At 53.9% G+C, this 23,456-nt stretch carries 25 protein-coding genes; 17 read left to right on the top strand and 8 right to left on the bottom strand.

Annotated features, from left to right (window positions below):
- Positions 1–119: 119 nt before the first annotated feature.
- From ACFO5Q_RS17630 to ACFO5Q_RS17645, 4 genes are all read right to left on the bottom strand, one after another.
- Positions 120–950, bottom strand: a complete 831-nt coding sequence (locus tag ACFO5Q_RS17630) for a flagellin (RefSeq protein WP_068144944.1) — start codon at positions 948–950, stop codon at positions 120–122.
- A 585-nt stretch (positions 951–1,535) separates the two neighbouring features.
- The gene (locus ACFO5Q_RS17635; RefSeq protein ID WP_068144951.1) at positions 1,536–2,021 is read right to left on the bottom strand and encodes a hypothetical protein; all 486 of its coding nucleotides are present in this window, start codon (positions 2,019–2,021) and stop codon (positions 1,536–1,538) included.
- A 1-nt stretch (position 2,022) separates the two neighbouring features.
- The gene (locus ACFO5Q_RS17640) at positions 2,023–2,355 is read right to left on the bottom strand and encodes a rod-binding protein (RefSeq protein ID WP_082719736.1); all 333 of its coding nucleotides are present in this window, start codon (positions 2,353–2,355) and stop codon (positions 2,023–2,025) included.
- Positions 2,355–3,482: a flagellar basal body P-ring protein FlgI gene (locus ACFO5Q_RS17645; RefSeq protein WP_068144955.1), complete on the bottom strand. Its 1,128-nt coding sequence runs from the start codon at positions 3,480–3,482 to the stop codon at positions 2,355–2,357. Before ACFO5Q_RS17645 ends, ACFO5Q_RS17640 begins: the two co-directional genes overlap by 1 nt.
- A gap of 211 nt (positions 3,483–3,693) precedes the next feature.
- Between ACFO5Q_RS17645 and ACFO5Q_RS17650 the strand changes: the two genes are divergently transcribed.
- Together ACFO5Q_RS17650 and dksA are read left to right on the top strand one after the other, a co-directional pair.
- Positions 3,694–4,122: a flagellar assembly protein FliX gene (locus ACFO5Q_RS17650; RefSeq protein ID WP_082719737.1), complete on the top strand. Its 429-nt coding sequence runs from the start codon at positions 3,694–3,696 to the stop codon at positions 4,120–4,122.
- A gap of 173 nt (positions 4,123–4,295) precedes the next feature.
- On the top strand, positions 4,296–4,733 hold the full coding sequence (dksA, locus tag ACFO5Q_RS17655) for an RNA polymerase-binding protein DksA (protein ID WP_068144960.1): 438 nt from the start codon (positions 4,296–4,298) through the stop codon (positions 4,731–4,733).
- A 190-nt stretch (positions 4,734–4,923) separates the two neighbouring features.
- On the opposite strand, the gene flgH is transcribed toward dksA, so the two are convergent.
- The 4 genes from flgH to ACFO5Q_RS17675 are packed head-to-tail and all read right to left on the bottom strand — an operon-like array spanning position 4,924 to position 8,242.
- Entirely contained in the window at positions 4,924–5,691 is a 768-nt protein-coding gene (gene flgH / locus ACFO5Q_RS17660) for a flagellar basal body L-ring protein FlgH (protein WP_068144963.1), read from the bottom strand.
- Between the two features lie 15 nt (positions 5,692–5,706).
- A complete protein-coding gene (flgA, locus tag ACFO5Q_RS17665) occupies positions 5,707–6,669 on the bottom strand; it encodes a flagellar basal body P-ring formation chaperone FlgA (RefSeq protein ID WP_068144965.1) in 963 nt (320 codons plus the stop codon).
- 12 nt (positions 6,670–6,681) lie between these two features.
- Positions 6,682–7,467, bottom strand: a complete 786-nt coding sequence (gene flgG / locus ACFO5Q_RS17670) for a flagellar basal-body rod protein FlgG (protein ID WP_068144968.1) — start codon at positions 7,465–7,467, stop codon at positions 6,682–6,684.
- Between the two features lie 28 nt (positions 7,468–7,495).
- A complete protein-coding gene (locus ACFO5Q_RS17675) occupies positions 7,496–8,242 on the bottom strand; it encodes a flagellar hook-basal body protein (RefSeq protein ID WP_068144973.1) in 747 nt (248 codons plus the stop codon).
- 334 nt (positions 8,243–8,576) lie between these two features.
- Between ACFO5Q_RS17675 and ACFO5Q_RS17680 the strand changes: the two genes are divergently transcribed.
- From ACFO5Q_RS17680 to ACFO5Q_RS17750, 15 genes are all read left to right on the top strand, one after another.
- Positions 8,577–9,149 carry a flagellar basal body-associated FliL family protein gene (locus ACFO5Q_RS17680; protein WP_082719738.1) on the top strand — a complete coding sequence of 191 codons (573 nt, stop codon included), beginning with the start codon at positions 8,577–8,579 and terminating at the stop codon, positions 9,147–9,149.
- Positions 9,150–9,191: 42 nt separating this feature from the next.
- Positions 9,192–10,355, top strand: a complete 1,164-nt coding sequence (fliM, locus tag ACFO5Q_RS17685; protein ID WP_068144979.1) for a flagellar motor switch protein FliM — start codon at positions 9,192–9,194, stop codon at positions 10,353–10,355.
- Entirely contained in the window at positions 10,355–10,780 is a 426-nt protein-coding gene (locus ACFO5Q_RS17690) for a DUF6468 domain-containing protein (RefSeq protein ID WP_068144981.1), read from the top strand. The genes fliM and ACFO5Q_RS17690 overlap by 1 nt, the downstream gene beginning before the upstream one ends.
- Before the next feature lie 31 nt (positions 10,781–10,811).
- The gene (locus tag ACFO5Q_RS17695; protein WP_156431889.1) at positions 10,812–11,477 is read left to right on the top strand and encodes a MotE family protein; all 666 of its coding nucleotides are present in this window, start codon (positions 10,812–10,814) and stop codon (positions 11,475–11,477) included.
- Between the two features lie 67 nt (positions 11,478–11,544).
- A complete protein-coding gene (locus tag ACFO5Q_RS17700; protein WP_068144989.1) occupies positions 11,545–12,198 on the top strand; it encodes a protein phosphatase CheZ in 654 nt (217 codons plus the stop codon).
- 23 nt (positions 12,199–12,221) lie between these two features.
- Positions 12,222–12,914, top strand: coding sequence for a hypothetical protein (locus tag ACFO5Q_RS17705; protein ID WP_068144992.1), 693 nt, complete (start codon positions 12,222–12,224; stop codon positions 12,912–12,914).
- Complete coding sequence (locus tag ACFO5Q_RS17710; RefSeq protein WP_197420956.1) at positions 12,904–13,641, top strand: OmpA/MotB family protein; 738 nt, start codon at positions 12,904–12,906, stop codon at positions 13,639–13,641. The genes ACFO5Q_RS17705 and ACFO5Q_RS17710 overlap by 11 nt, the downstream gene beginning before the upstream one ends.
- Positions 13,628–16,831 (top strand): tetratricopeptide repeat protein, encoded by a 3,204-nt coding sequence (locus tag ACFO5Q_RS17715; RefSeq protein WP_156431890.1) that lies wholly within the window; start codon positions 13,628–13,630, stop codon positions 16,829–16,831. The genes ACFO5Q_RS17710 and ACFO5Q_RS17715 overlap by 14 nt, the downstream gene beginning before the upstream one ends.
- Before the next feature lie 264 nt (positions 16,832–17,095).
- A complete protein-coding gene (locus ACFO5Q_RS17720; RefSeq protein WP_068144999.1) occupies positions 17,096–17,374 on the top strand; it encodes a BufA1 family periplasmic bufferin-type metallophore in 279 nt (92 codons plus the stop codon).
- 41 nt (positions 17,375–17,415) lie between these two features.
- Complete coding sequence (gene bufB, locus ACFO5Q_RS17725; protein ID WP_068145003.1) at positions 17,416–18,297, top strand: MNIO family bufferin maturase; 882 nt, start codon at positions 17,416–17,418, stop codon at positions 18,295–18,297.
- Positions 18,290–19,015, top strand: a complete 726-nt coding sequence (locus ACFO5Q_RS17730) for an HvfC/BufC N-terminal domain-containing protein (RefSeq protein ID WP_068145006.1) — start codon at positions 18,290–18,292, stop codon at positions 19,013–19,015. Before bufB ends, ACFO5Q_RS17730 begins: the two co-directional genes overlap by 8 nt.
- Positions 19,016–19,039: 24 nt before the next feature.
- Positions 19,040–19,495, top strand: coding sequence for a DoxX family protein (locus ACFO5Q_RS17735; RefSeq protein ID WP_231727132.1), 456 nt, complete (start codon positions 19,040–19,042; stop codon positions 19,493–19,495).
- Between the two features lie 141 nt (positions 19,496–19,636).
- A complete protein-coding gene (locus tag ACFO5Q_RS17740) occupies positions 19,637–20,128 on the top strand; it encodes an Lrp/AsnC family transcriptional regulator (protein WP_068145009.1) in 492 nt (163 codons plus the stop codon).
- A complete protein-coding gene (gene pepN / locus ACFO5Q_RS17745; RefSeq protein WP_068145012.1) occupies positions 20,128–22,764 on the top strand; it encodes an aminopeptidase N in 2,637 nt (878 codons plus the stop codon). Before ACFO5Q_RS17740 ends, pepN begins: the two co-directional genes overlap by 1 nt.
- Positions 22,765–23,021: 257 nt before the next feature.
- The gene (locus ACFO5Q_RS17750; protein ID WP_068145015.1) at positions 23,022–23,423 is read left to right on the top strand and encodes a helix-turn-helix domain-containing protein; all 402 of its coding nucleotides are present in this window, start codon (positions 23,022–23,024) and stop codon (positions 23,421–23,423) included.
- The last annotated feature ends 33 nt before the right edge of the window (positions 23,424–23,456 follow it).

Raw genomic sequence — 23,456 nt, forward strand, 5'->3', positions numbered from 1 at the left:
CGCCGGATTTCAGAAAGTCTGAATAGAAACTCACGAGGTTATCGCTTGGGCGAAGCCCCGGGCTTTCATTTGAAGCCCGGGTACAACGCTGGCAATTACGTCATGAAGATGTGCCATCATTAGCCCTGGAAGAGGGAGAGGATGGACTGTGGTGATTGGTTGGCGATCGACAGTGCCTGAATACCCAGCTGCTGCTTCACTTGCAGAGCCTGGAGGTTGGCGCTTTCCTTAGCCATGTCTGCGTCGACCAGGTTCCCGATACCTACCTCGATAACATCGGCCAGTTTGCCGGCGAAGCTACGGTTCTGTTCAAGGGAAGTGGAACCTGCGCCAAGCCTGGTCAGTACAGAGTTCAGGTTGTTGATGGCATTGCCCAAGTCGGTCACAGCAGACGCTGCTGCAGTCTGCGTCGAAATGTCCTGAGCGGCAGAGATCGGAATATTTGCGCTACCGAGCGTCAAATCCTGGTGGTCAACAGTCAGAGTCTGGGTTGCATCGGCGTTGGTGATGGCCACAATCGCATCGGTGCCGCTGTCGATCAGATTCGACCCGTTGAACTCGGCATTGTTGACGATTGTAGTAATCTGATCGCGCAGAGCCGCAAAGTCTTCCGACAGGGCGTTCCGGCTTGTGCTATCAAGGCCCTGGTCGGCCGCGGCAACGGCTTTCTCTTTCATCTCCAAAAGGAGGTCGGAAATGGCGTTCGCTGCTGCAAGCGCAATGTCCACAGTGGAAATACCGCGGTCAAGTGACTGTTTAACAGCGTTCAGACCTTTAAGGTCACCACGCAATTTTTGCGCGATAGAAAAGACGGCTGCGTTATCTTTTGCAGACGAAATCTTGAGACCAGTGTTAATGTGGGTCTGGGTAACTTCCAGATCCTTACTGGTGGAATTCAGGTTGCGAAGCGCATCAAGGGCGCTGGCGTTTACATTAATTGAAAAGGTCATTTGAACCTCTCCTTTTCATGACGTTTTTACCCAACCGATCTCTCGGCTTTCCCCTCTAAATGCAACAGGTGTGCCAGTTTTTAACTTGCAATAAGCCATTGAAATATAAGGATAAAAATGAATCTTTAGTTTTTCGAAAAAATTGTCGGCAAAAATGGTCCTGTTGGAATCTGCAGGCCAAGGCAGAATCGGGCAGCAGTTTCTGCCGGGTCTTGAGTTGGCTAAGTGGGAGATAGGCAGATATGGACCTTCAGCGGCGGTCGAGCGTAAGCCCTGTGGGCGTGCCCCCGGACGGGCTACCGAGAGTCTTCTTCTTGTGCTTTTTACTTCGGGAAGTCGTGGGCGTTGCCGCTGCTGTTGCCGCGCCGGACGCGGCCAACGGGAAAAAGGTAACGGGGCGCAGGGGTTCGCCCGTCGCATGAGAGGGCTGTGGCGTTTGACGGCCAGCTGCCTTGAACAGCTCATTTAAAAAGGCTGCCTGGCCGGCAAGCCTCCCCAGGGTGGCTCTGATCGGCAGGCCTGCATTCTGGTTCAGTGAGGGAAGCGTGTGTGGGGTGATGGCCTGCATGTCTGGGCCTTAAGGGGCTATATAACCTGGTTGAGGCTTAGTGAAGTCGGCTTGACTGGCCCAGTTGCCCGCATGGATGCATTGCGACCATACCCAACAACAGGGCTGTTTTTTTTGCTGACTTCTTCACCGACGCTTCGGATCAATCCTTCAGTGACGGACTTTAGCCGCAACACAACACGCGCATGGTCCCGGATTGTTTCACGCAGGGCATCGGTCAGTTGGCGAAGGTACTTGCGGTCAGGGGACGCTTTGTCTCCCAATTGATATTCATTGACCTTCAACTTTCCGATGGTGTCCTTATATTCGGCCATCAGACGGCTTTTTTCGCCGTGAAGCCGCTTGGCTTCTTGTGGTTTGCGTTCCTTGAGAAGCTCTGTTTCGCGAGCAATCAAATCCTTTAGTTGCACAGTCAGCTTCGCCAGGCGGGCGCTGTGCCCAGAGAGAGTAGGGCGCTCTGCGGGCTGGGGGGCTTCTGGCAATGTTTGATTATCCAGTGGCATGTCAAACCTCCTGCATTTTCAAGAGCTCGCGATAAACCTGATCGGCAATACCGATGCCGCCTTGCTTGGCGATGGCCTTGCCGGCTTCGGTCACAAACATCGAACGGTACATGCCTTCGGCGTGACCGCCGCCCATCGGGCCATCGGTCGGAATTGTTTCGAACATTGGGCCAAGCATCTGGGCAATGAAAACAGCTTCGAACTGTTCAGCCGCTTCCCGGGCTGCGCGTTTGGTCGCGTCAGACGATCCGGCATTCTGGAGGCCTGCTTTTGCGGCGCCGATCTGGGCGTCGATGGCTTGTGCCTGAGCTGTATCTACGGAAACGACTTGCATTACATCACCTGTATTTCGGCTTGCATTGCACCCGCGGCCTTGATGGCCTGCAGGATGGAAATCATGTCGCGGGGGCCAACGCCCAAGGCGTTCAAGCCGTCCACAAGGTCTTGAAGCGTTACAGCGTTCTCAAGAATGGTCAGCTTCTCTGTGCCGGTTTCTTCCACCGTTACTGAGCTGCGTGGTACCACTTGGGTTTGGCCACCCTGGGCAAAGGCACCAGGTTGGGACACCTGTGGTTCCTCGGAAACGCTAATGGTCAGGTTGCCTTGTGCAATGGCCACGGAATTGATCCGAACCTCCGCGCCCATAACGATAATGCCTGTCCGTTCGTCGATGATTACGCGGGCTTTCTGGTCTGGCTTGATCGGCAGTTGCTCGATCTGGGTCAGAATGTCCACCAGTGCCAATTCATAGCCGATTGGGCGGTCGATCTGGATCGTAGCCGGGTCGAGCGCACGGGCCATATTGTTCTTGAGCTGGCGGTTGATAGCGCTTGTAACACGCTGGGCTGTTGTCAGGTCCGGGTTGTGGAGCGACAGCTTCACGGAAGTCATGTCAGACAGCTCGAATGGGATTTCACGCTCTACGATGCCGCCGTTTGCGATACGGCCATTTGTTGGTACGCCTTGAACGACGGAGGCAGCCTCGCCCTGTGCGCTGAAACCTGCAACCGCAATGGCGCCTTGGGCCACGGCATAAACTTCACCGTCTGCGCCCATCAGTGGGGTCGCGAGCAGCGTGCCACCCTTGAGATCCTGAGCGTCACCCATAGAGCTTACGTTGACATCGATGCGGTTACCCTGGCGGGAAAAGGCCGGCAGATTGGCGGTTACCATAACTGCGGCAACATTTTCCGGGCGCATGGTCTCGCCTTTGGCGTTCACGCCCAGACGTTCCAGCATCGCAGTCAGGCTTTGTTCAGTGTAAGGAGTGTTCCTGAGCGTGTCGCCCGTACCGTTCAGGCCCACAACGAGGCCGTAACCGATCAACTGGTTCTCACGAATGCCCTCGATAGACACGATATCCTTGATCCGCGAAGATGCATGTGCGGCAGGCATTGCCCCCAGAAAGAGGAAGGCAACCATCAGTGTCAGACCGGTCCGAACTTTCGATTTGCAAAACATGCTTTGGCACCCTTACTGATTCATGTGCGGCCAATTTTGCCGCTTATTTCTATCTCGCCTCCAACAATGCGAATATCGTGCCAATTGAATTGTCTGTTTAACTTGTTGAATTTTAAGGATTTTAATTCTGGGCTATTATTGAATTGGAATTATCTGCCGGTTGGGTGTAGCAATGCTTGCTCATCCGTTCTTCAAGGAATAAATTAGACGCATGAAGATCTCTGGTTCCGGTTCAGTTCAGTCAAAGACGGTCAAAAAGACCTCTCGCAAGGGTGCGAGTGGTGGGTCGGCCTTTGCCAGCGAACTTTCCGGAACAAGAGAGAGTTCCGCATCCGGCGCAGCATCAGGGGCAGGGGCCGCAGGGCCTATAGCTTCCCTTGATGCAGTGATTGCCCTCCAGGGTGTACCGGACGCGACAGAGCGTCGCTCAAAAGGCCTAAAACGTGCTGAAGAGATGCTCGATCTTCTTGAGGAAGTGCGCAAAGGTATTCTTCTGGGGGCCATTCCTGCACCTAAGCTTCGGGGCCTTGCGGATATGGCAAGGAATCAGCGCGGCAAGACAGATGATAAGAAGCTGGATGAAATCCTGGCGGATATCGAGCTCCGGGCCGAAGTTGAGCTGGCAAAACTAGGCGTTTAAAATCAAAGCCTTATTATTTTTTTCCTGTACATCACAAGATCGTTGGTGCGTCCGTTTTTATTACAGCTTGTGCTGTGGGGCGGAAATCATTATATAACCCCCCGAATGTATTGCTCTCGGCCTTCGGGGGAATTCGAGGCGAAGGTCCAGATTTGGTTTGTTAGGGAGTGACAATGACCGAGACGATGACAGCGAAAAAGATCCAGCTGCCAGAAGGATACACACCGTCGCCAGACGAAGAGTTCATGAACCCGCTTCAGCTGGAATATTTCCGCCGCAAGCTGAATGACTGGAAGCAGGACATTCTCAGGGAGTCCGCTGAGACACTGCACAACCTTCAGGAAGACAATCTGCGTGAGCCCGATATTGCAGATCGCGCTTCTTCTGAGACCGACTGGTCGGTTGAACTCCGTACCCGCGACCGTCAGCGCAAGCTGGTGTCAAAAATCGATTCTGCGCTGCGCCGTATCGAAGAGGGCGAATATGGTTACTGTGAAGTAACTGGCGAGCCAATCAGTCTGCGCCGCCTGGACGCCCGTCCGATCGCCACGATGACGATTGAAGCCCAGGAAGCACACGAACGGGCCGAAAAAGTGCACCGCGACGACTAATCATCAGAGATTAGAGAGTTTGAACAAGGGAGCTTTGCGGCTCCCTTTTTATTGCCTGTGGGGGGCAAAAAAAGAGGCCGGTAAACCCCTCGGGGCTTCCGGCCACTGCACTGTATGCAGAATTAAGTTGGCTTTATTTCGGTAAGTAGTTCCTAAGTCCTGCGTTAGACGCCTCCTTGGTTTGGTCAGATTAGAATGGGAAGATGATGTCGTACAGTTGGGTCCCATAACGTGGCTGTTGGACATCGGTTAGCTGGCCTTTGCCCCCGTAGCTAATGCGGGCTTCGGCGATTTGGGTGTGCGAAATGGTGTTCGAACTAGAGATATCCTCAGGACGCACAATCCCGGCAAGAAGCAGTTCGCGCTTCTCGAAATTCACTCGTACTTCCTGGCGGCCCTGGATCACCAGGTTGCCGTTTGGCAGCACTTCGGTAACGATGGCAGCGACCGTGAGGCTGATGGCCTCAGACCGGTTTACGCTGCCGGTTCCTTCGTAAGAGGTTGTTGAGTCAGCATTCACCAGCGAGCCTGGCGTAACGGTCGGAGCACCCTCGCCGCTACCATGAATGGCACTGCCGATTTTCTGTTCAAGGCCCAGGAAGTTGGACAAGCCTGCATCTTCCGCAGTCGCGCGGGAGCGAGAGGTAGAGTTGCCGATCTGGGCGCTGTCGGAAATATCGATATTCACCGTCAGGATGTCTCCGATATTGCCTGCGCGCTGATCCTTGAAGAAAGCGCGGGCGCCGGTGCGCCAAAGCGAGTTTGGCTGATATTTGTCCGGAGTATTGTTTGGCATCGGCAGGCTGATGGAGCGCTGGGCCACAGGCGCCTTGATATCCTTGATTGGCGTCATGTCCGGCGCTTTGCCGATGTTCGAGATCCGATCTGCCGCACCGCACGCCGCGAGGGACGCGAGGGCTGCCGTGAGGGCAATTTTGCGTAAGGCGTTCTTAATCATTACAAGTCTCCGACGTTAGAGGGCGGCAAGCGCAAAGCTGTTGCTCATGACCTTCACAAGGCCGGGGCTGATAACTTTTGCTTCAACGCTTTGTTTGGATTTGATGTTCATGACCCGGATCGTGTCGCCGTCGCCACCGTTTTCCAGGGCGCGACCACTGGCACTCAGGCTCAGGGCACCGCTTTGGATGGTCATGGTAACGAGGCTGCCTTTTGCCACAACTACGGGGGCCATGATGTCATTGACACGCAGAGGTTGGCCGGGTTGAAGCGGGCGGCGGACCGTCTGGCCGACAAGGCTTTGCTGGTCCAGAACAGAATTGCGGTTCAGGCGTTTGGCTGGGTACTGGTTCCAGGCAATATCTTGCGCAGTGATCACTTCACCAGGGGCAATCAGCCGGGTCAGCATCGGTACCAGTCGCACTTCCTGCAGTGTCCCGTTGACCTTCAGCTTCTTGGGTATCGCGCTACCGGTGGGAATCAGCAAGGTTGCGCTGAAGCGGTCCATACGGTCGCTCAAGGTGAAGCGTTCGATTTCAATATCGGCAAGGCTTGCCGTGGTCGGCAGATAGAGGCCACGGTTGCTGCCATATACAGTTACTTCAACATCGTGGGTCAACCCTTGCTGGTTTGCTGCATCCAGCACCAGGTCGTTGAGGTCTGTGAGCGAGAAGGCAACGCCGTCACGCTGGATCATGACAGTGCGCAGGTAATTGGGGCGTTCCCAGTCCAGTCCGAAGTCCTCTGCGATCCGGTCAAGGTCGTAGGAGTTCAGTTTTTCGGCTTCGCCGGGTGCTGGTGCCTGCATGATGATTTCTGCGGCCTTGTCGCCCACGTCATCAAACAGATCCCCCAAGCGGATGACAGCGTCATCCACCATTGGCGCGGCCTTTAGTTCCGCCGCCTCAGCTGGGGCTGCTGTCATCAGCATGGTGCTGAAGGCCAGGGCAGTGATGATTTTTGTGCTACAGTTCCGCATCAGTGTCTCCTATTAGCGCAGGTTATTGGCAGCCTGGAGCATCTCATCTGCGGTCTGGATGACCTTGGAGTTCAGCTCATAGGCGCGCTGCGCCGAAATCATGGAGGTAATTTCACCCACGGCATTCACGTTGGATTGCTCCAGGAAGCCCTGGAATACGGTGCCGTAACCTGGCTGACCAGGGGAAGAGGGCACTGCGGCACCAGACGCCTGGCTTTCCAGGTACAGGTTGCCACCGATGGCCTCAAGGCCAACTTCGTTCGGGAAGATCGCCAGTTCAAGCGTACCTACAACGGCAGGGTTGGTCTGGCCATCCTGTTTTACTGCCACTTCGCCTTGCTCGTTGATGGTAACGTCAATGGCATCCTGCGGGATGTTAATGGCAGGCTGCACCGCGTACCCTTCAGGGGTCACGAGCTGGCCGTTTTGGTCAATCTGGAACGAGCCAGCGCGGGTATAGGCATCCTGGCCGTCTGGCAGTTGGATGTGGAAGAACCCGCGGCCGTTGATCGCGATATCGAACATGTTGCCGGTGTTCTGCAGGCTGCCCTGATCGGTAATACGGTATACGCCAGCGGTACGGACGCCCACGCCGACCTGAATGCCGCTTGGGACAACGGTGCCGGCGTCGGAGGAGTTCGCACCCACGCGTTCGATGTTCTGGTACAGAAGGTCTTGAAACTCGGCGCGGCCGCGTTTGAAACCTGTGGTGTTCATGTTGGCGATGTTGTTCGAGATAACATCGATATTCAACTGCTGGGCCAACATGCCTGTTGCTGCTGTGCTAAGTGCTTTCATCGTTCTATCCTTTCCTCATTGATCCTGGCTATTTCACTTGAGCCAGGCGGTTGAGGGAATCCTTCCGCATCTCTTCAATGCCGCCTGATTGCTTGCTGGCGTTTTCATAAGCCCGCATCACGTCAATCATTTCGACCATGGATTCGATGGGATTCACATTTGACCCTTCATACGCTTTTTGGCGGATGGTAAATTCGGTCATGTTTTCTGGTGGCTGAGGCGCCTGGTCAGTCTCATACAGAGAATTCCCGCGGCGTTTCATGTTTTGCTCGTTGGCAAAAGACACGATGCCAAGCTTGCCTCTTTCCCCATTGTTGGTGGAAATCGAACCGTCTGTAGCAATGCTGATATCGATGTCGTCTTCGTCAAACTGAATGGCCTGGCCGTTTTCGTCCAGGATCTTCTCACCTGAGAGCAACGTCAGATTTCTTTCGGAATCAAGGGTCATCCGGCCGTTTCGCGTGTAAACGGTCTGGCCGTCGCCACCTTGAACAGAAAGGTAGGCACGCCCATTAATAAAGATATCAAGTGGGTTGCTCGTTGGGATCATTGTCCCGGCTTCCAGGTTCCGGACAACGCCATGGTCCATAACCGTGGCGATTTTGCCGCCGACCGTACCGGCCGCGCCTGGAGCGTCAATCAAGTGTTGACGAAAGACAGATCTTTCTTTGTTGAAGGCTGCCGTCGACATATTTGCGATATTATGTGCAACAACATCCATGCGCCTTTTCAGCGCGCTTCTATGAGCCAACCCGACAAACAGTGCGGTATCCATAACTTTTCTCCTGCATTCGCAGTTTGCTGCTTTTCGCAGTTATCGTTTGCCGAGATAAAAGCATGAACTGTGCCAATATTTTTTATTGTTTCAAATCAATGGTTTATTTTATTTTTTGAAAATGTCTGGATGGTGGAGGAGCATGTTTTGCCCACAGGATTTGCCCAGGTGGGAAAGAAAAGCCCGCTGCAGTGGTGATATTTTTCTCAGCTTTTCCGCCGGATTTCTTTACGACTATTTCACGGCTTGTTAACTATGTATCAATAAAGATAAAGTCGAAATGATTTCGAATGGGCGCGTCCCATATCAGGCACTCAAGAGGTATTGATCGCTTATGTCCGACGGAATGGAAGAAGCGCTGGGTGAAGCCGAGCTTGTCGAAGGACTTGAACGGAAGAAGGTCAGTGGCAAGAAGGTTGTCATTATTATAGCCGGGCTCGTTGTGGCTTTGCTCACTGCAATTGGTGCAGTGACCCTGTTCGGAGGCGGTGACGATGTGGACCCCGAGGATGAAGCTCTGGAGCAAATGGCAGAGGAAGCTGCAGCCAAACGTGAAAATGAGCAGCTTGAAGAGGATCAACCAGCGGAAAAACTGAAGCTGCTGTTCGTCGATTTGCCGGAACAGTTATATAACCTGAATACCGGCGGGCAGGGCACAAGTTTCTTGCGTGTACGCATCGCCCTCGAGATCGACCGGGAAAGCTACCGCACGGATATTGAAGCCAAGATGCCCCGTATTCTCGATGAATTTAATGCCTACATGCGCGAACTGCGGCCGGAAGATCTGGCTGGAGCTGCAGGCATTTTCCGCCTGAAGGAAGAATTATTGATGCGGATCAATCAGGCTGTAGCGCCAACGCGTGTCAAGGATGTGTTGTTCCAAGAATTCCTGGTGCAGGGTAGCTGACCGCTTCGGGGGACACCTCTGGGTGAAAGAGTAAGGTAAAAGATGGCCGACGACGAAGAAATTGACGACGAAGCAGTTGCTGCAGAGTGGGCCGCCATGGCCGGCGGCGATGGTGACGACGAAGATGATGCGCCCGACCAGGACGAAATGGCAGCTGAGTGGGAAGCCATGGCCGCCGGCGGTGGCGATGACGACGATGATGACGGCTCAGGCCCGTCCCCGGGTCGTGTTCTCGACCAGGACGAAATCGACAGCCTGCTCGGATTTGATGGGGACGGCGATTCCGGTGAGATGACAGGTATCCACGCGCTTATCAATAGTGCGCTGGTTTCCTATGAACGCCTTCCGATGCTGGATATCATTTTCGACCGTATGGTCCGCATGATGTCCACAAGCCTACGGAATTTCACCTCTGACAACATCGAAGTGTCGCTCGACAATATTACGTCGGTTCGTTTCGGTGACTATCTCAACTCGATCCCGCTGCCGGCGATGCTTGCTGTGTTCCGTGCCGAAGAGTGGGATAACTATGGTTTGATGACAATCGATAGTAGCCTGATCTACTCAATCGTGGACGTGCTGCTGGGCGGTCGGCGGGGCACGGCAGCAATGCGGATCGAAGGGCGCCCCTACACCACAATCGAACAGACGCTTGTGGAACGGATGATTTCTGTGGTTCTCAAGGATATGTGTGGCGCATTCGAACCCCTTAGTCCTGTGAACTTTACCTTCGACCGGCTAGAGACAAACCCACGTTTCGCGACCATCGCCAGACCGCCGAACGCGGCGATCCTGATCAAGCTTCGCGTAGATATGGAAGACCGTGGCGGGCGCCTTGAAGTGCTGTTCCCATATGCAACGCTTGAACCCGTTCGCGAACTGCTGCTGCAGCGGTTCATGGGTGAGAAATTTGGTCGTGACAGCATTTGGGAAACCCACTTGGCTACCGAACTGTGGCGGGCAGATGTTGATTTGCAGGCCATTATGGACGAGACCACCATGTCACTTCGTGACGTCATGAATTTTGAGGTCGGGCAGACCATTCTTTTTAACAAGAGCCCGAACGATGAAGTTGTGCTAAAATGCGGTGAAGTGCCGATGGTTAGCGGTGCAATTGGTCGGGCTGGTCAGCATGTCGCGGTACAGATACGGCAAACCGCTGAACGTCTGCATGTTGATGACGACAATAACCCCGGAAGCTATTGATGCAGATCGTACCTGAAATGATTGTCGATGGTGTGCTTGCGATCCTGCTGATTGCGGCGATTGTGGTTTCGACCATTGTGTACAGGCGTTTGTCGACGATACGTGAAGGGCAGGAACAGTTGCGTCAACTGGTTGACAGCCTGAACAATGCTGTTGTTGATGCGCAGCGTAGTGTCGGAAATATCCGCCAGGCCGCGCTGGATGCTGACGAAAAACTGGAATCCCAAATCAAGCGGGCCAAAAACATGGCCGAAGAATTGAGCATGATTTCAGAGGCTGGCAACAATCTTGCTGACAGAATTGAGAAGGGCCTGACTGGCGGAAAAACGCCGGCGTCAGGAAAGGCTACTGCTGAATCTGAAGAGCCGAAGGCAAACAAGAAACAGCAGCAGGAAATTTTGGCAGCTCTGCGTGAAGCGCGTTGATGCGGTCGGTGTATGAGTGTGAGGCAGTAAAATGAGTGGTGCGATATACAGTCGGGTTCGTTTGTTCCCATTGCTTATTATTTTCGCCGTGTTTGCGCTGGGGCTGCGTGGTGTCAGCCTTTATTCAGGGTATGACCTGATGGTCGCATCAGCCCAGGACCAGGGCGGAGAACAGACTGATACTGCCGAAGCTTCGGATACGGATTCTGATGGCTCAGGGTCCGCCGCGACTGCCGCTGCCGCGCCACCAATCATCGGCCTGCCAAGTACAGAAGAAATGGAATTGATTACCCAGTTGCGCCAGCGCCGCGAGGACCTGGAGGCACGGGAACAACAGCTTGATCTTCAGGAGCAGCTTCTGGCGAGCACTGAAAAGCGGATCAATGACAAGATCGTTCAGCTGCAGGAGCTTGAGGTGCAGATCAAGAAGCATTTGCGCCTGTTTGAAGAAGTAGAAGAAAAGCAGTTGGATTCCATTGTTGCGGTTTATGAAAAGATGAAGCCAAAGGATGCCGCACCGCGCTTTGAGGCGCTGGCGCTGCAGACACAGGTTGACCTTGTGACCCGGATGAAGCCGGCAAAGGTTGCAGCCCTGATGGAAAATATGTCGCCACAGAAGGCATCGATTTTGACGACGGAGCTTGCCACACAGGTTCAGCCTCCGAATATCGACGAAGTAAGGGGTGGCGGACGTTAAGAGGGAGACGGGCGGTATATGGGAGTAGCCGCCTTTCTTGAGTTTAAGTGGGGCCAGGAGTAGCGGAATGGGAAAACAGGCAACGGTCGTGAGTTTGGAAGACCGCGCAGCATCGCTTCGGGAAGACCGCGGCGATAACATTGCAATTGATGAAATAACACATGTGGTTGGCAGCCTGGTCAAAGGCACTACCCATGATGACGATATTGACCGTGTGGCAGCAGAGTTGCGCGAGCTCCTGGAATATATCGGGGCGGCTAAAAGCGAACTTGTTGAGATGCAGCCTAAATCCCTTTCGAACAGGGATATCCCGGATGCAGGCGAACAGTTGGACGCCATCGTAAAATCGACAGAAGATGCTGCCGAAGCCATTATGGATGCCGCAGATGCCGTTGGGCAGATCGCGGAAGAAGTTGAAGATGAAGTTGGTGGCCGATTGGCGCAAATCTCTACAGATCTTTTCCAGGCTTCCAGTTTTCAGGACCTTACTGGGCAGCGCATCACCAAAGTGACCCGTACGCTGGCCCATCTGGAAGAGCGCCTGAACGCGCTTGCCGATGCGATCGGTGATGATTATGTGGCGCCTGACCCAGAGGAAGAGATCCAACGTGATGACGAAGGCCTTGTGCAGGATGAAACCGATCTGTTGCATGGCCCGCAGCTTGAGGGCGAGGGCAATAGCCAGGCTGAGATCGATGCCATCTTGGCGAGCTTCGACTGACGCGTGGCATAGCTAGAGAGCATATGTTCAGCGAGGAGAAAGAGAGCAAACGGATATTCGGGGCAGACAACACAATGGGGTTGTTTGTTGCACTTTATCTTATTCTGTTGGCTTTCTTCATCATTCTGACAGCCCTTTCCACCCATACCGCTGCGCGGGGATCATTGGCCATGGAAAGCGTGAACAAGACTTTCACGCGCGCAGGGCAGTCCCAGACAGAGGATATCGACCCAAGGGCAAGCACGGCTGCGGCAGAGGACCCGGTTTTGAAGGCCATCCAGCAGCGTTTTTTTTCCGAACTTGATATTCCGGGGCGCTTCTCCGAAGCAGGTGGCCGGGCATTTGAAATCCAGTTTCCTGAGAGCTATCTGTTTGAACCCGGTGCGATCAATATGAGGCGCGATATGTCGCCCTTCATGGACCAGATCATCGCGGCTCTTGCGGATGTCAGTAGCGGCGGACGTCAGGAAGTGGCGTTTTTGTTCGGCACAGGGGGAGGCGCTGTGGCCAGAGAACTGACCCGTACCCAGGAAATCGCAGTTCGCCGTGCGGGGTCGCTGGCCCGCTATCTGCAGACCTCCGGACTGGAACGTGATGTGTTTACGACTGGCTTCGTTGGCATCCCGGAAGGTGAAATCCTTGCTATCTTCAGTCGGACGTTTGACCGGAATGAGCGCAGCAAGCTGGGCGAGGGCAGAGGGCGCAATGGCAACTAAATTTCCATTCGGTCGAGGGTCCGCCAAATACGTACCGGGAAACGCCTGGATGCTGACCTTTGCGGACTTGTTATCGCTTCTGCTAACTTTCTTCGTTCTGGTTTTCTCCATGAACACCATTCGGTTTGAAAACTGGCAGGCTGTCGTGCGAACGATGAGTGACGAGTTCAATCCAAACCGGCCGGCGATCAGCCCAACGGAACATCAAGACCCGCCGTCGGTTCTGAAATCAAAGCCAAAAGGGCTGAACCCTGCCTATCTTGAGGCGATTGTTTCTCAGCGCTTTGCGCAGATCCCGCTCTTTGAGAACGGTCAGGTTTGGCGGAAGGAAGGCAAAGTGATTATGTCTATTCCTGCCAGCTTGATGTTCGAACGCAAAGACGCGATCCCGAATGAGGCAGGCGTACATGCGCTTCGGGATTTGGCTGGTGTTCTGATCCAGTTGCGGAACAAAATCCAGGTTGCCGGCCACACCGACCAGTCGCCAGTTGCAAACCAGCTTTATCGGTCGAACTGGGAACTCTCACTTACTCGGGCCCGGGTTGTGGCAGGGATACTTTCCGACGCGGGGTACAGGGAGCCGATGGCGGTGCTGGGCTATGCCGATACACGGTACAATCAATTACCCGGTAGCCTTACCCAGCAGAGGCGCTATGATCTGGCCGAACGCATTGATATAATTATAATTGATGAACGACGGGATAGAGGACTGTATGACCTTTTCTAAGTGGCGATATCTTTCCGGAGCTGCAGTGGTTGCGTTCGCTACCGCTTGCTTGGCTCCGCTGCCTGTCGCGGCTTTGCAAACCGTGCCTGTACAGGGCGCGCAACAGGCCACATTCGCCCGATTGGCTTTTGCGATTCCAGAGGCTGTCGCATACTCTGTCGAGCATCAAGGTACAGAAGTCAGTGTAACAGCTGAGGGAGACATTAGCTTCGATCTGAGCCAGATTGACGGTAGTCAGTTGCGTCAGGTTCGTAATCCCCGGACCAATAGTGCTTCCGGGCAGACTATCGTTACGTTCACTGTGCCTGAAGATGCCAATGTTCGTCACTTTCGGTCGGGCCAATTCCTCGTTGTGGACGTCTATTCGGAAAATATTGTGGCGGAAGGGGCGCCGCAGCCTGTTGCTCAGCCGCAAACCCAAGTTCCGGCCCAGGCTGACGCGCAATCAGAAACGGCTGATGTGTCGCAACCAGTGAGCCAGCAGCCCACATCCGATACACCGGGTGGTGCAGATGGTTCGGATAACGCTACAGCTGGCGATAGCCCGGAAGGCGGGCAAGAATCGGAAGCTGCAGGTACGCAGCCTGCGCAGGAACCGGTGAGCGGGGTAGATTCCAGTGAGCCGCAGGAAGATGAAGCGGACGCGCGCCTCGGCTCAGACGATGGCGTGACCCGGGATATCACTGCGGCGGAACCTGAGGCGGATAACACAAATGATTCCGATCCGGTCGCTACCACAAACACCAACGTGACGGATGTGGTGCCGGAAAACCGCGTTCCTATGCCGCCGCAGCAGAATGTGACCGTAACGGGCTCTGAGCCTGAAGGGGAGCCTGTGCCGGTATCGGTGTCGGCAATTGAAAATGGTATCAAGCTACGCTTCCAGACACCAGAAGGTGTTGCGGCTGCGGCCTTTGAGCGTGGTGGTTTTCTTTGGCTGGTGTTTGATCGCCAGCTTGGGGTCCGGATGGGCGGACTTCGAGCCAATGCAGCACTTGTGGGGCCGCGCATTCGAAATATTGAACTGGTGCAGCACAGGGATGCGCTTGTTATGCGGCTCAGTATCCGGACGGATCAGAGCACCGTGGTGGAAAAAGACCGAAATGATTGGTTGGTTTCCCTGAAAGACACGCCCGCCAAGCCGCGCTTCCCGCTTGTGCCTGAGCGTCAAACAGAAGGAACGCAGGGGCAGCAAATTCACATTCCTGCGACAGACCTTGGCCGTAAGATCGAAGTGGAAGACCCGGCTGTGGGGGACCTGCTCGTAGTTGTGCCAACACTTCTTGAAGGCCGTGGGTTGCCACAACAATATAGCTATGCTTCGTCTGAAGTACTGGAAACATCCCAGGGTATTGTCGTGGTGCCGCTGTCGGATTTCGTGACAGTGGAGCGTTTTGCCGACGGGGTTACCATTCGCTCTGCCGGCAATGACATTCTGTCCGCGTCGAAACTGTCTCGCGGTACTGGCATTGGCGACCAGCTAACAGGCAACTTCAACCGCCTGATCGATTTCAAGGCCTGGCGGATCGGCAATGACTGGGAATACCGCAAGAACAAAAGCCGGCTTCTATATGAACTTTCGTTGCGTCCGGCGAGTGACCGCAATGAAGTGCGCTGGAAACTGGCGCGCTATTTCCTGGCCCATGGTCGGGGTGAGGAAGCTTTGGGCATTATGGAGCGCATGCTCGACGAAGACCCGCTGCTGACTGAAAACAGCGAATATCTGGCCGTCCGTGGCGTTGCGAACTTCAAGGCAGGCAGGCTAGATGAAGCCGCCGCAGATCTTTCGGCGCGGGGGCTGGAGGCCGAACAGGACGCCGAATTGTGGCGTGCGCTCGTTGCGGAAGCGCGCGGCAATTATGAACAGGCGCTTGAGCACTATCGCCGCGGCAAGGATGTCATGGGGACCTATGACGATTATGACCGAGCAGAAATTCAGTTGGCGGTTATTCGTTCCTCCCTTGCGCTTGGCAATATAGAGCAAGCGCAGCGTGAGCTGGACCTTCTGAATGGCCTTTCACTAACAAGTGAACAGATATCTGAGTCCGTTTTCCAGAGCGCCAGGATTGCAGAACGCCAAGGGCAACTGGATATGGCGCTGGCTCAGTATGATGACCTTTCAGACGTGCCGCAGCGCTGGATTGCGGCCCGTGCCCGGTATGCCCGGATCAAATATAGCCTGCGGATGAATGACATCACGCAACAGGACGGCATCGACCAGCTTGAGCGCCTTCGCTATGCGTGGCGTGGCAACAGGTTTGAAATTCAGCTACTTGACGATCTGGCCGATCTTTATTTTCAGACAAAGCAATATCGCTTGGGGCTTGAAACCCTGCGTCAGGGTATTTCCTATTTTCCTGACCTTGCCTCGGAACGCCAGATGATCAGCCGTTCAAGCCAGGTGTTCCGTCAGCTTTTCCTTGATGGTGACGCTGATGATATGACACCAATCTCTGCGATCAGCCTCTATTACGACTTCCGAGATCTAACCCCACTGGGTAATGACGGTGACCTGATGATCCGCCGCCTTGCATCCCGGCTTGTTTCAGTTGATCTGCTGGACCGCGCCGCGGAACTGCTGGAATATCAGGTGCGGGTGCGTACCGAAGGGGCCGCCCGCGCTGCGATTGCGGCTCGATTGGCCCAGATACATATTCTTGATGAGAAGCCGGAACAGGCCCTGCAAATATTGCGCGGCACTCGAGAGCCAAGGTTGCCGCAGGATATTGAAGCTTCGCGGCGCCATGTAGAGGCCAGGGCACTGATTGAACTGAGCCGCTATGAGGAAGCGGAAGTGGTTCTGGATGGTGATCGCAGCAACACTGCGGAATATCTGCGCGCTGACATTTACTGGGGCGATAAGAACTGGCCTCAGCTAGCATCAACGGTGCGGCGCGTTCTCGGCGACGGCTGGCGGCGCAATGAGGCCCTGAACGATAAACAGCGCCTCAATCTGATTCGCCTGACGATTGCGCTTACCTTCACCGAGGATCGGGCAGGGCTGATTGAAATGCGCCGCCGCTATGGCCAGCAGATGCGCGAGGGCGATTTCGCCAATGCTTTCGAACTGCTGACGAACGATCAGGAGCTTTCTGGCCGTGAACTGGGCGCAATTGCCAGCCAGATCGCCAGCGTGGAAAAGTTGCAGTCCTTTATGAGGGAATATCGGAACGATTTCTCCGGCGGCTGATGCAGCTTGAGGGATGTCAAGCGGGTGCCTCGCGCTGCTGTGAGCTGACAGTGAGTTGACCAAAGCGCTTTCAGGATAATTTAAAAAGAAGATAGCAGGAAACAGCCATGTTACCGGTGTGGGTTAGGGCTCTCGCCTCTCTCACCAAAGCGTGATGCTCATATTATTTCAATTTGCTGCACCGTTCGGTGATTATGGTGCGGCGAGGGCAGGCAAAGATGCAGCCCGGATGAATTTATGACGACTAACAAAGGGAAGTTGACTATGAAACTGAATCGTTTCGCAAAATCCGCAGTAATCACAACCAGCGCAGCCGCATTTGCTTTGGCTGCAGCTTCTGGTGTCGCAACAGCTGACGACAAGAAGGGCAAGAAAGAAAAATGCTACGGCGTGGTGGCCAAAGGTATGAACGATTGCCAGACATCTGCCCATAGCTGTGCAGGCCAGGCAAAGATGGACAACCATCCGGAAGAATGGATTTTCGTACCTGCCGGCATGTGTGATCGCCTTGCAGGTGGTTCCAAAGAGCCCAAGCGTTCCTAATTATTCTTCTGCTGGCGGCTCAATGAGGGGTTGGAGATAAAATGACATTTCCAGCGCATATTGCTGCCAAAGGATCGAAATGTCCGGTCGGCGTCGGTTTGAAGACACAACACTATGATGATGTGTTGTCTTCCAAGCCGGCGCTGGCTTTTTTTGAAGTCCATGCCGAAAATTACATGATGCCTGGCGGGGCGCATCACCGGTATCTGGAGGCAATCAGCGATACCTACCCGCTGTCATTGCACGGTGTGGGCATGTCGCTTGGGTCCGCTGAAGGGCTTGATAAGGCGCATTTGCGGCAATTCAAAGCTCTCGTCGAGCGTTACAGGCCCTGGCTTGTTTCCGAACACCTAGCCTGGTCAAGGATGGGCGACACCTATTTGAACGACCTGCTGCCGTTACCCCTAAACCCGCAGAGCCTTGAGGTTGTCAGGGATAATGTCAATGCAATGCAGGACGCGGTTGGGCGCAGGATACTTGTAGAGAATCCGTCATCATATCTCGCCTTCACTGGTAGCGATATGCCGGAAATAGAGTTCCTTGTGGAGCTCGCCGGAAGCACGGGATGTGGCCTTCTTCTTGATGTGAACAATGTCTATGTGTCAGGCCAAAATATGGGGTGGGATGCCGCCGCCTACCTGAAAAATGTACCAGCCGCCTTGGTTGGTGAAATTCACCTGGCAGGGCATGTGACCAAAGAGGTGGATGGCCAAACTATCCGGATTGACGATCATGGCAGTAAAGTCTCAGAGGACGTGTGGGAACTGTATGAAAGTGTGGTGGGGCGCATCGGCCCAAGGCCGACGCTGATTGAGTGGGATTCTGATATTCCCCCCCTTGATGTGCTGCTTAATGAAGCAGGGCGTGCGCGCGAGGTGATGAACGGCGTGCTAGCGCAGGCAGAAGGCGCGTGCCGTGACTGACCTTCTATCCCTTCAGCGATCTTTCGCTCAAACCATATTGGGGCAAGCGCCAGAAGAAGAACTGCTGCGGGCGGTCAAGCCCGGTGATTTGCCGCCAGACGCGCGCTTGCGCATCCATCAGAATAATTTTCGGGAAAGCCTGAGCAGCGCACTTTCAGGCGTCTTCCCATTGTGTGAGGCTTTTGTCGGTGAACTGTTTTTGAAGCAGGCGCTGCGCCATTTTGCGCTCGCATGCCCACCAAATAAGGCCGCGCTCTTTCTTTACGGTGCGAATTTCCCGGATTTCTTGCGAACCTATCCTGCTGCAGAATCAGTGCCTTATCTCGCGGATGTGGCCTTGCTGGAGTGGTATACGCACGCACTTTCAAACGCTTCAGAAGAAGCGATTTTTGAAGATTATGCTGCGGCACATGCTGCCATTGAGGAAGGGACGGGTCTTCGCCTGCATGGAAACGCTCGGCTGTTGGTTAGCAGCTTTCCGGTTTATGACCTCTGGCAGGTTGCAAGCGGCCAACTGGAGCCGGAAGCACTGGATATCTCTAGTCGCGGAGGGCAAGTGGTCCTCCTGGTTCTCCATGAGGGGCAGGTCTTTTACCAGTCCTTGGAAGGGCCGGTAGCCGATTGTTTGATGAGGATTGAACATGGCGAGGCCCTCGGGCTGATTGAGGCGGATCTGTTGAAGGAGCTAATCGATAGGGGAGCGATTAAGCCCCGATAATCATAAATGGGGAAGGGTGAACCTTTGAACCAACTTATAGAAAAATATCGGTTTCTGTCCGACCGCGTTATGCAGGCCTTTGGGGTGCAGGACTATTTGCTGCTGTTCCTTCGGGTCTGGATTGCAAAGATATTCTACTTGTCAGGAAGGTCGAAGGTGGGGAGTGGCTTCCTGACACCCTCAGACCTGACAGTGATGCTGTTTGAAGAAGAGTATGCGCTGCCGTTTGTCGATCCAGACGTGGCAGCACACTTGGCTCTTTATGCCGAAACGTTCCTGCCGCTGATGTTGATGGTGGGGTTGGGAAGCCGGTTCGCAGCGGCCGGGCTTATGGGCATGACACTGGTGATCCAGCTCTTTGTCTATCCAGGCTATTTTCCAGAGCACACAACTTGGATTGCAGCTTTATTGCCTATTGTGATGATGGGGGCGGGGCGCTTGTCTCTGGACCGTTTGTTGGTCCTTCGGATTGCAAAATAAGCTAATCACGAAATTTTGAAAATGAAGGTGGTCTTTTTGCCTGCTTTTTGAGTTTTTTTCCGTCGAATTGCTTTTTATTTAGAATGAAAATCGGTTAATACAGACCGAAGTATCTCTCTTGCTTTGTTTTAAGGACATGTCATGGATGAAATCGACCGTAAGATTCTGAATTTGCTGCAAAAAGACGCGACGCTGAGCACGGCGGAAATTGCCGAGGCAGTTGGTTTGTCGACCACTCCATGCTGGCGCCGGATCCAGATTCTGGAGCAGGAGGGCTATATCACGCGCCGTGTTGCCCTGGTCGACCGCAACAAGATCAATGTACCGCTCGATGTCTTTGTCGCCATCCGCACCAACGAGCATAATTTTGATTGGCTTGATGAGTTCGCGCGACTTGTTTGCGAGTTCCCAGAAGTGGTGGAACTTTACCGCATGAGCGGCGAAATCGACTATCTGATGCGCGTGGTGGTGCCAGACATGGCGGCCTATGACACCTTCTACAAGAAGCTGATCAAACGGGTTCAGCTGACGGACGTGAGCTCTTCCTTTGCCATGGAGCGGATCAAATACACCACAGCCCTGCCTCTTGACTATGCAATCGAAAGTGGCCGCGGTCGCCGGAAGCGGAGTTAATGGTGGATGTCCGGTCGGCGGCTTCCGCGCCCAAGCAGGAGATAAGGCTGGAGGACTATGAGGCTCCAGCTTTTACCATTGAAAGCATCAATCTGATTTTTCGACTGCATGACGATTATGCAGAAGTAGAGGCACGTTCCCTGTTCCGGATGAAAAAGGGGGCAGGCAGCGAGCTCAGGCTTGACGGCGGGCCCTATATGGACCTGCTGGCGCTTGAAATCGACGGCTCCCCTGTGCCTGACGACCAGTTCGTCAAATCTGCGGAAGTCCTGCAGCTGAGATCAGTTCCCGAAAAATTCGAGCTAGGCGTGGTAACGAGACTGCGTCCCAGGGAAAACACACGGCTTGAGGGGCTCTATTTTTCCGGCGGCAACTTCTGCACCCAGTGCGAGGCTGAAGGCTTCCGCCATATCACTTATTTCCCCGATCGTCCGGATGTGCTGACGCGTTATCATGTTCGGATTGAGGCAGATACCAAAAGTTGCCCGGTTCTGCTATCAAACGGCAACCCAGGGCAGAAGGGTGACTTGGGCGACGGGCGTCACTTTGCGGAATGGAACGATCCACACCCAAAACCTTCCTACCTGTTTGCCCTGGTGGCGGGCAATCTGGCATGCCAGAATGACAGCTACACTACCGCTTCTGGGCGGCAGGTTGACCTGAACATCTATGTTTCAGAGCAGGACCTGGACAAGTGCGATTATGCCATGCAGTCGCTGAAGCGCTCCATGGCCTGGGATGAAGAAGTCTTCGGCCTCGAATATGATCTTGATGTCTATAACATCGTTGCGGTGTCCGATTTCAATATGGGGGCGATGGAAAATAAGGGCCTCAATATCTTCAATACCAAATATGTGTTGGCCAGCCCGGAAACTGCGACAGATGCCGACTTCGATCATGTCGAAGGCGTGATCGGCCACGAATATTTCCACAACTGGACAGGGAACCGGGTGACGTGCCGGGACTGGTTTCAGCTCAGCCTGAAAGAAGGACTGACGGTCTTTCGCGATCAGGAGTTTTCAAGCGACATGACGTCTCGTGCGGTCAAGCGTCTTGATGACGTTCGCGTGCTGCGCATGCTGCAGTTTCCTGAGGACGCCGGGCCCTTGGCACACCCTGTTCGTCCAGAAAAGTACATTGAAATCAATAACTTTTACACAACGACCGTTTACAATAAGGGCGCTGAAGTTATCCGCATGATGCACAGCATCATTGGGCCTGAGGCTTTCCGTAAGGGAATGGATCTCTACTTCGAACGCCACGACGGACAGGCGGCCACATGCGAGGACTTCGCTGCAGCCATGGAAGATGCCAGCGGGGCCGATTTGAAACAGTTCAGGCTGTGGTATTCCCAAGCGGGCACACCAAAAGTGACCGCGCGTCGCAGTCATGAAGGCCGTGACCTTATCATCACCCTTGAACAGTCGTGCGCACCCAGCCCGGGGCAGGGCGTTAAGCTGCCATACCATATGCCTATCCGACTTGGTCTTGTGGGGCCGAATGGAGGCGAAGTAACAGCAGACCTTGAAGGTGACGGTAAATGGGAAGATGGCAGCTGTATTGTGAACCTAAGGGAAACCCACCAGTCGTTCCGTTTCAAGAACGTCCCTGAAGGAACGGTTCCCAGTATCCTCAGGGGATTTAGCGCGCCTGTTGTGTTGGATCACGACCTGAGCGACGACGAGCTGGCCTTTCTGGCCGTGCAGGACAGTGATCCCTTTGTACGCTGGGAGTCGACACAAGACCTTTACAGTCGCTACCTTGTGAAACAGGTAAGCGAGGACGGCGAAGGGCACCCGCCTGAGTTGTTGCTTCAAGTCTTTACAGGGCACCTGGCCGATAAGGCGACAGACCCAGCGTTGGTGGCCGAGTTGCTGACATTACCGGGCGAAATCGCACTCGGTCAGAAAATGGAAAGCCTGGCGCCGGAGCGTATTCACACAGCACGCGAGACGTTGGCGAAGGCATTCGCTGATGCATCCTCAGAAAATATTATTGATCTTTATCAAAGCCTTAAGGCAGCGCAAGGCTATAGCCACGAGCAGGGCGCAAAGGCAAATCGTCGGCTTCGAAATGTCCTGCTGAATTATATTGCTTTGATGCCGGATGGTGAAGAAACGACCCAGCGTCGCTATGCCGAAGCAGATAATATGACAGACTGCATGGCGGCCCTGTCCCTGATATCGCACAGTAATTTTGATTGCAGGGATAAGGTCCTGCAGGAATTTTATGACAAGTGGCGCCAAAATGACCTTGTCATCGATAAGTGGTTTGCCGTTCAGGCACAGAGTAAACGGTCTGATACCGTGTCCAAAGTGCGAGAGTTGACGCAGCATGAGGCCTTCACATTCAAGAATCCAAACCGACTACGGTCTTTGATTTCCACTTTCTCAATGCTCAACCAAGTGCGATTCCATGAGAAAAATGGCGAGGGATACCGTTTCCTGGCAGAAATGATCGTTAGGGTAGATGAGCTCAACCCTCAAACCGCCGCGCGACTTGTTGCGCCCTTGGGGCGCTGGGGGCGCGTTGATGAGCCTCGAAAGGGTTTTATGAAAGATGCGCTGATGTCTGTTTTGAAGGTTTCAAATTTGAGCGATGATGTTAGAGAACTGGTTGAAAAATCGCTTGCATAAAGGGGTGGTGATTCGCGTAATAAACGAAAATATGGCATGTGCCGTGTCTAATATGATAGCCATGTTAAGGATTGATAAACCTTTTTGCACTTTTTTGGCAGATTAATTAGTCATTGATTTTTATATGCAAATGACAATCGGTTCGGTTTTCAGAATCTGATTCTAGTGCCGACGGCAAATTCGCCCGGACAATGTGCTAGTTATCGAAATAGCTGCAATCTATAATGGGCGCAGCCAATCACCAAAGAGAGAGTAAAATGAATAAGAGTCCTGATCCAATTGACGTACATGTAGGGCAACGCGTCCGTGCGCGTCGCAAGATGTTGGGTTTATCGCAAACTCAGTTGGGTAATGAACTGGGCGTGACTTTTCAGCAAGTTCAGAAGTACGAGCGCGGTACCAACCGCATCGGTTCCAGTCGTCTTTTTAGAATGTCTACAACCCTTGATGTGCCTGTAGCCTATTTTTTCGAGGGTGCCGAAACTAAATTGCCTGGCTATAACGCCGCAATTGAAGGGATGGACGAAGACGCGTTCGAGCGTCAGGAAACCCAGGAACTTGTGGAAGCCTATTACCGCATCGCCGATCCGCGTATTCGCAAGAAAGTGTTGGGCCTCGCCCGCCTGCTTGCAAGCGGTGTGGACGAATACGGGATGTAAAGCCCTCTCTGCTCGAGACTCTTAATTCAAAAG

It is taken from the genome of Kordiimonas lipolytica (assembly GCF_042651265.1).
GTDB lineage: Bacteria > Pseudomonadota > Alphaproteobacteria > Sphingomonadales > Kordiimonadaceae > Kordiimonas > Kordiimonas lipolytica.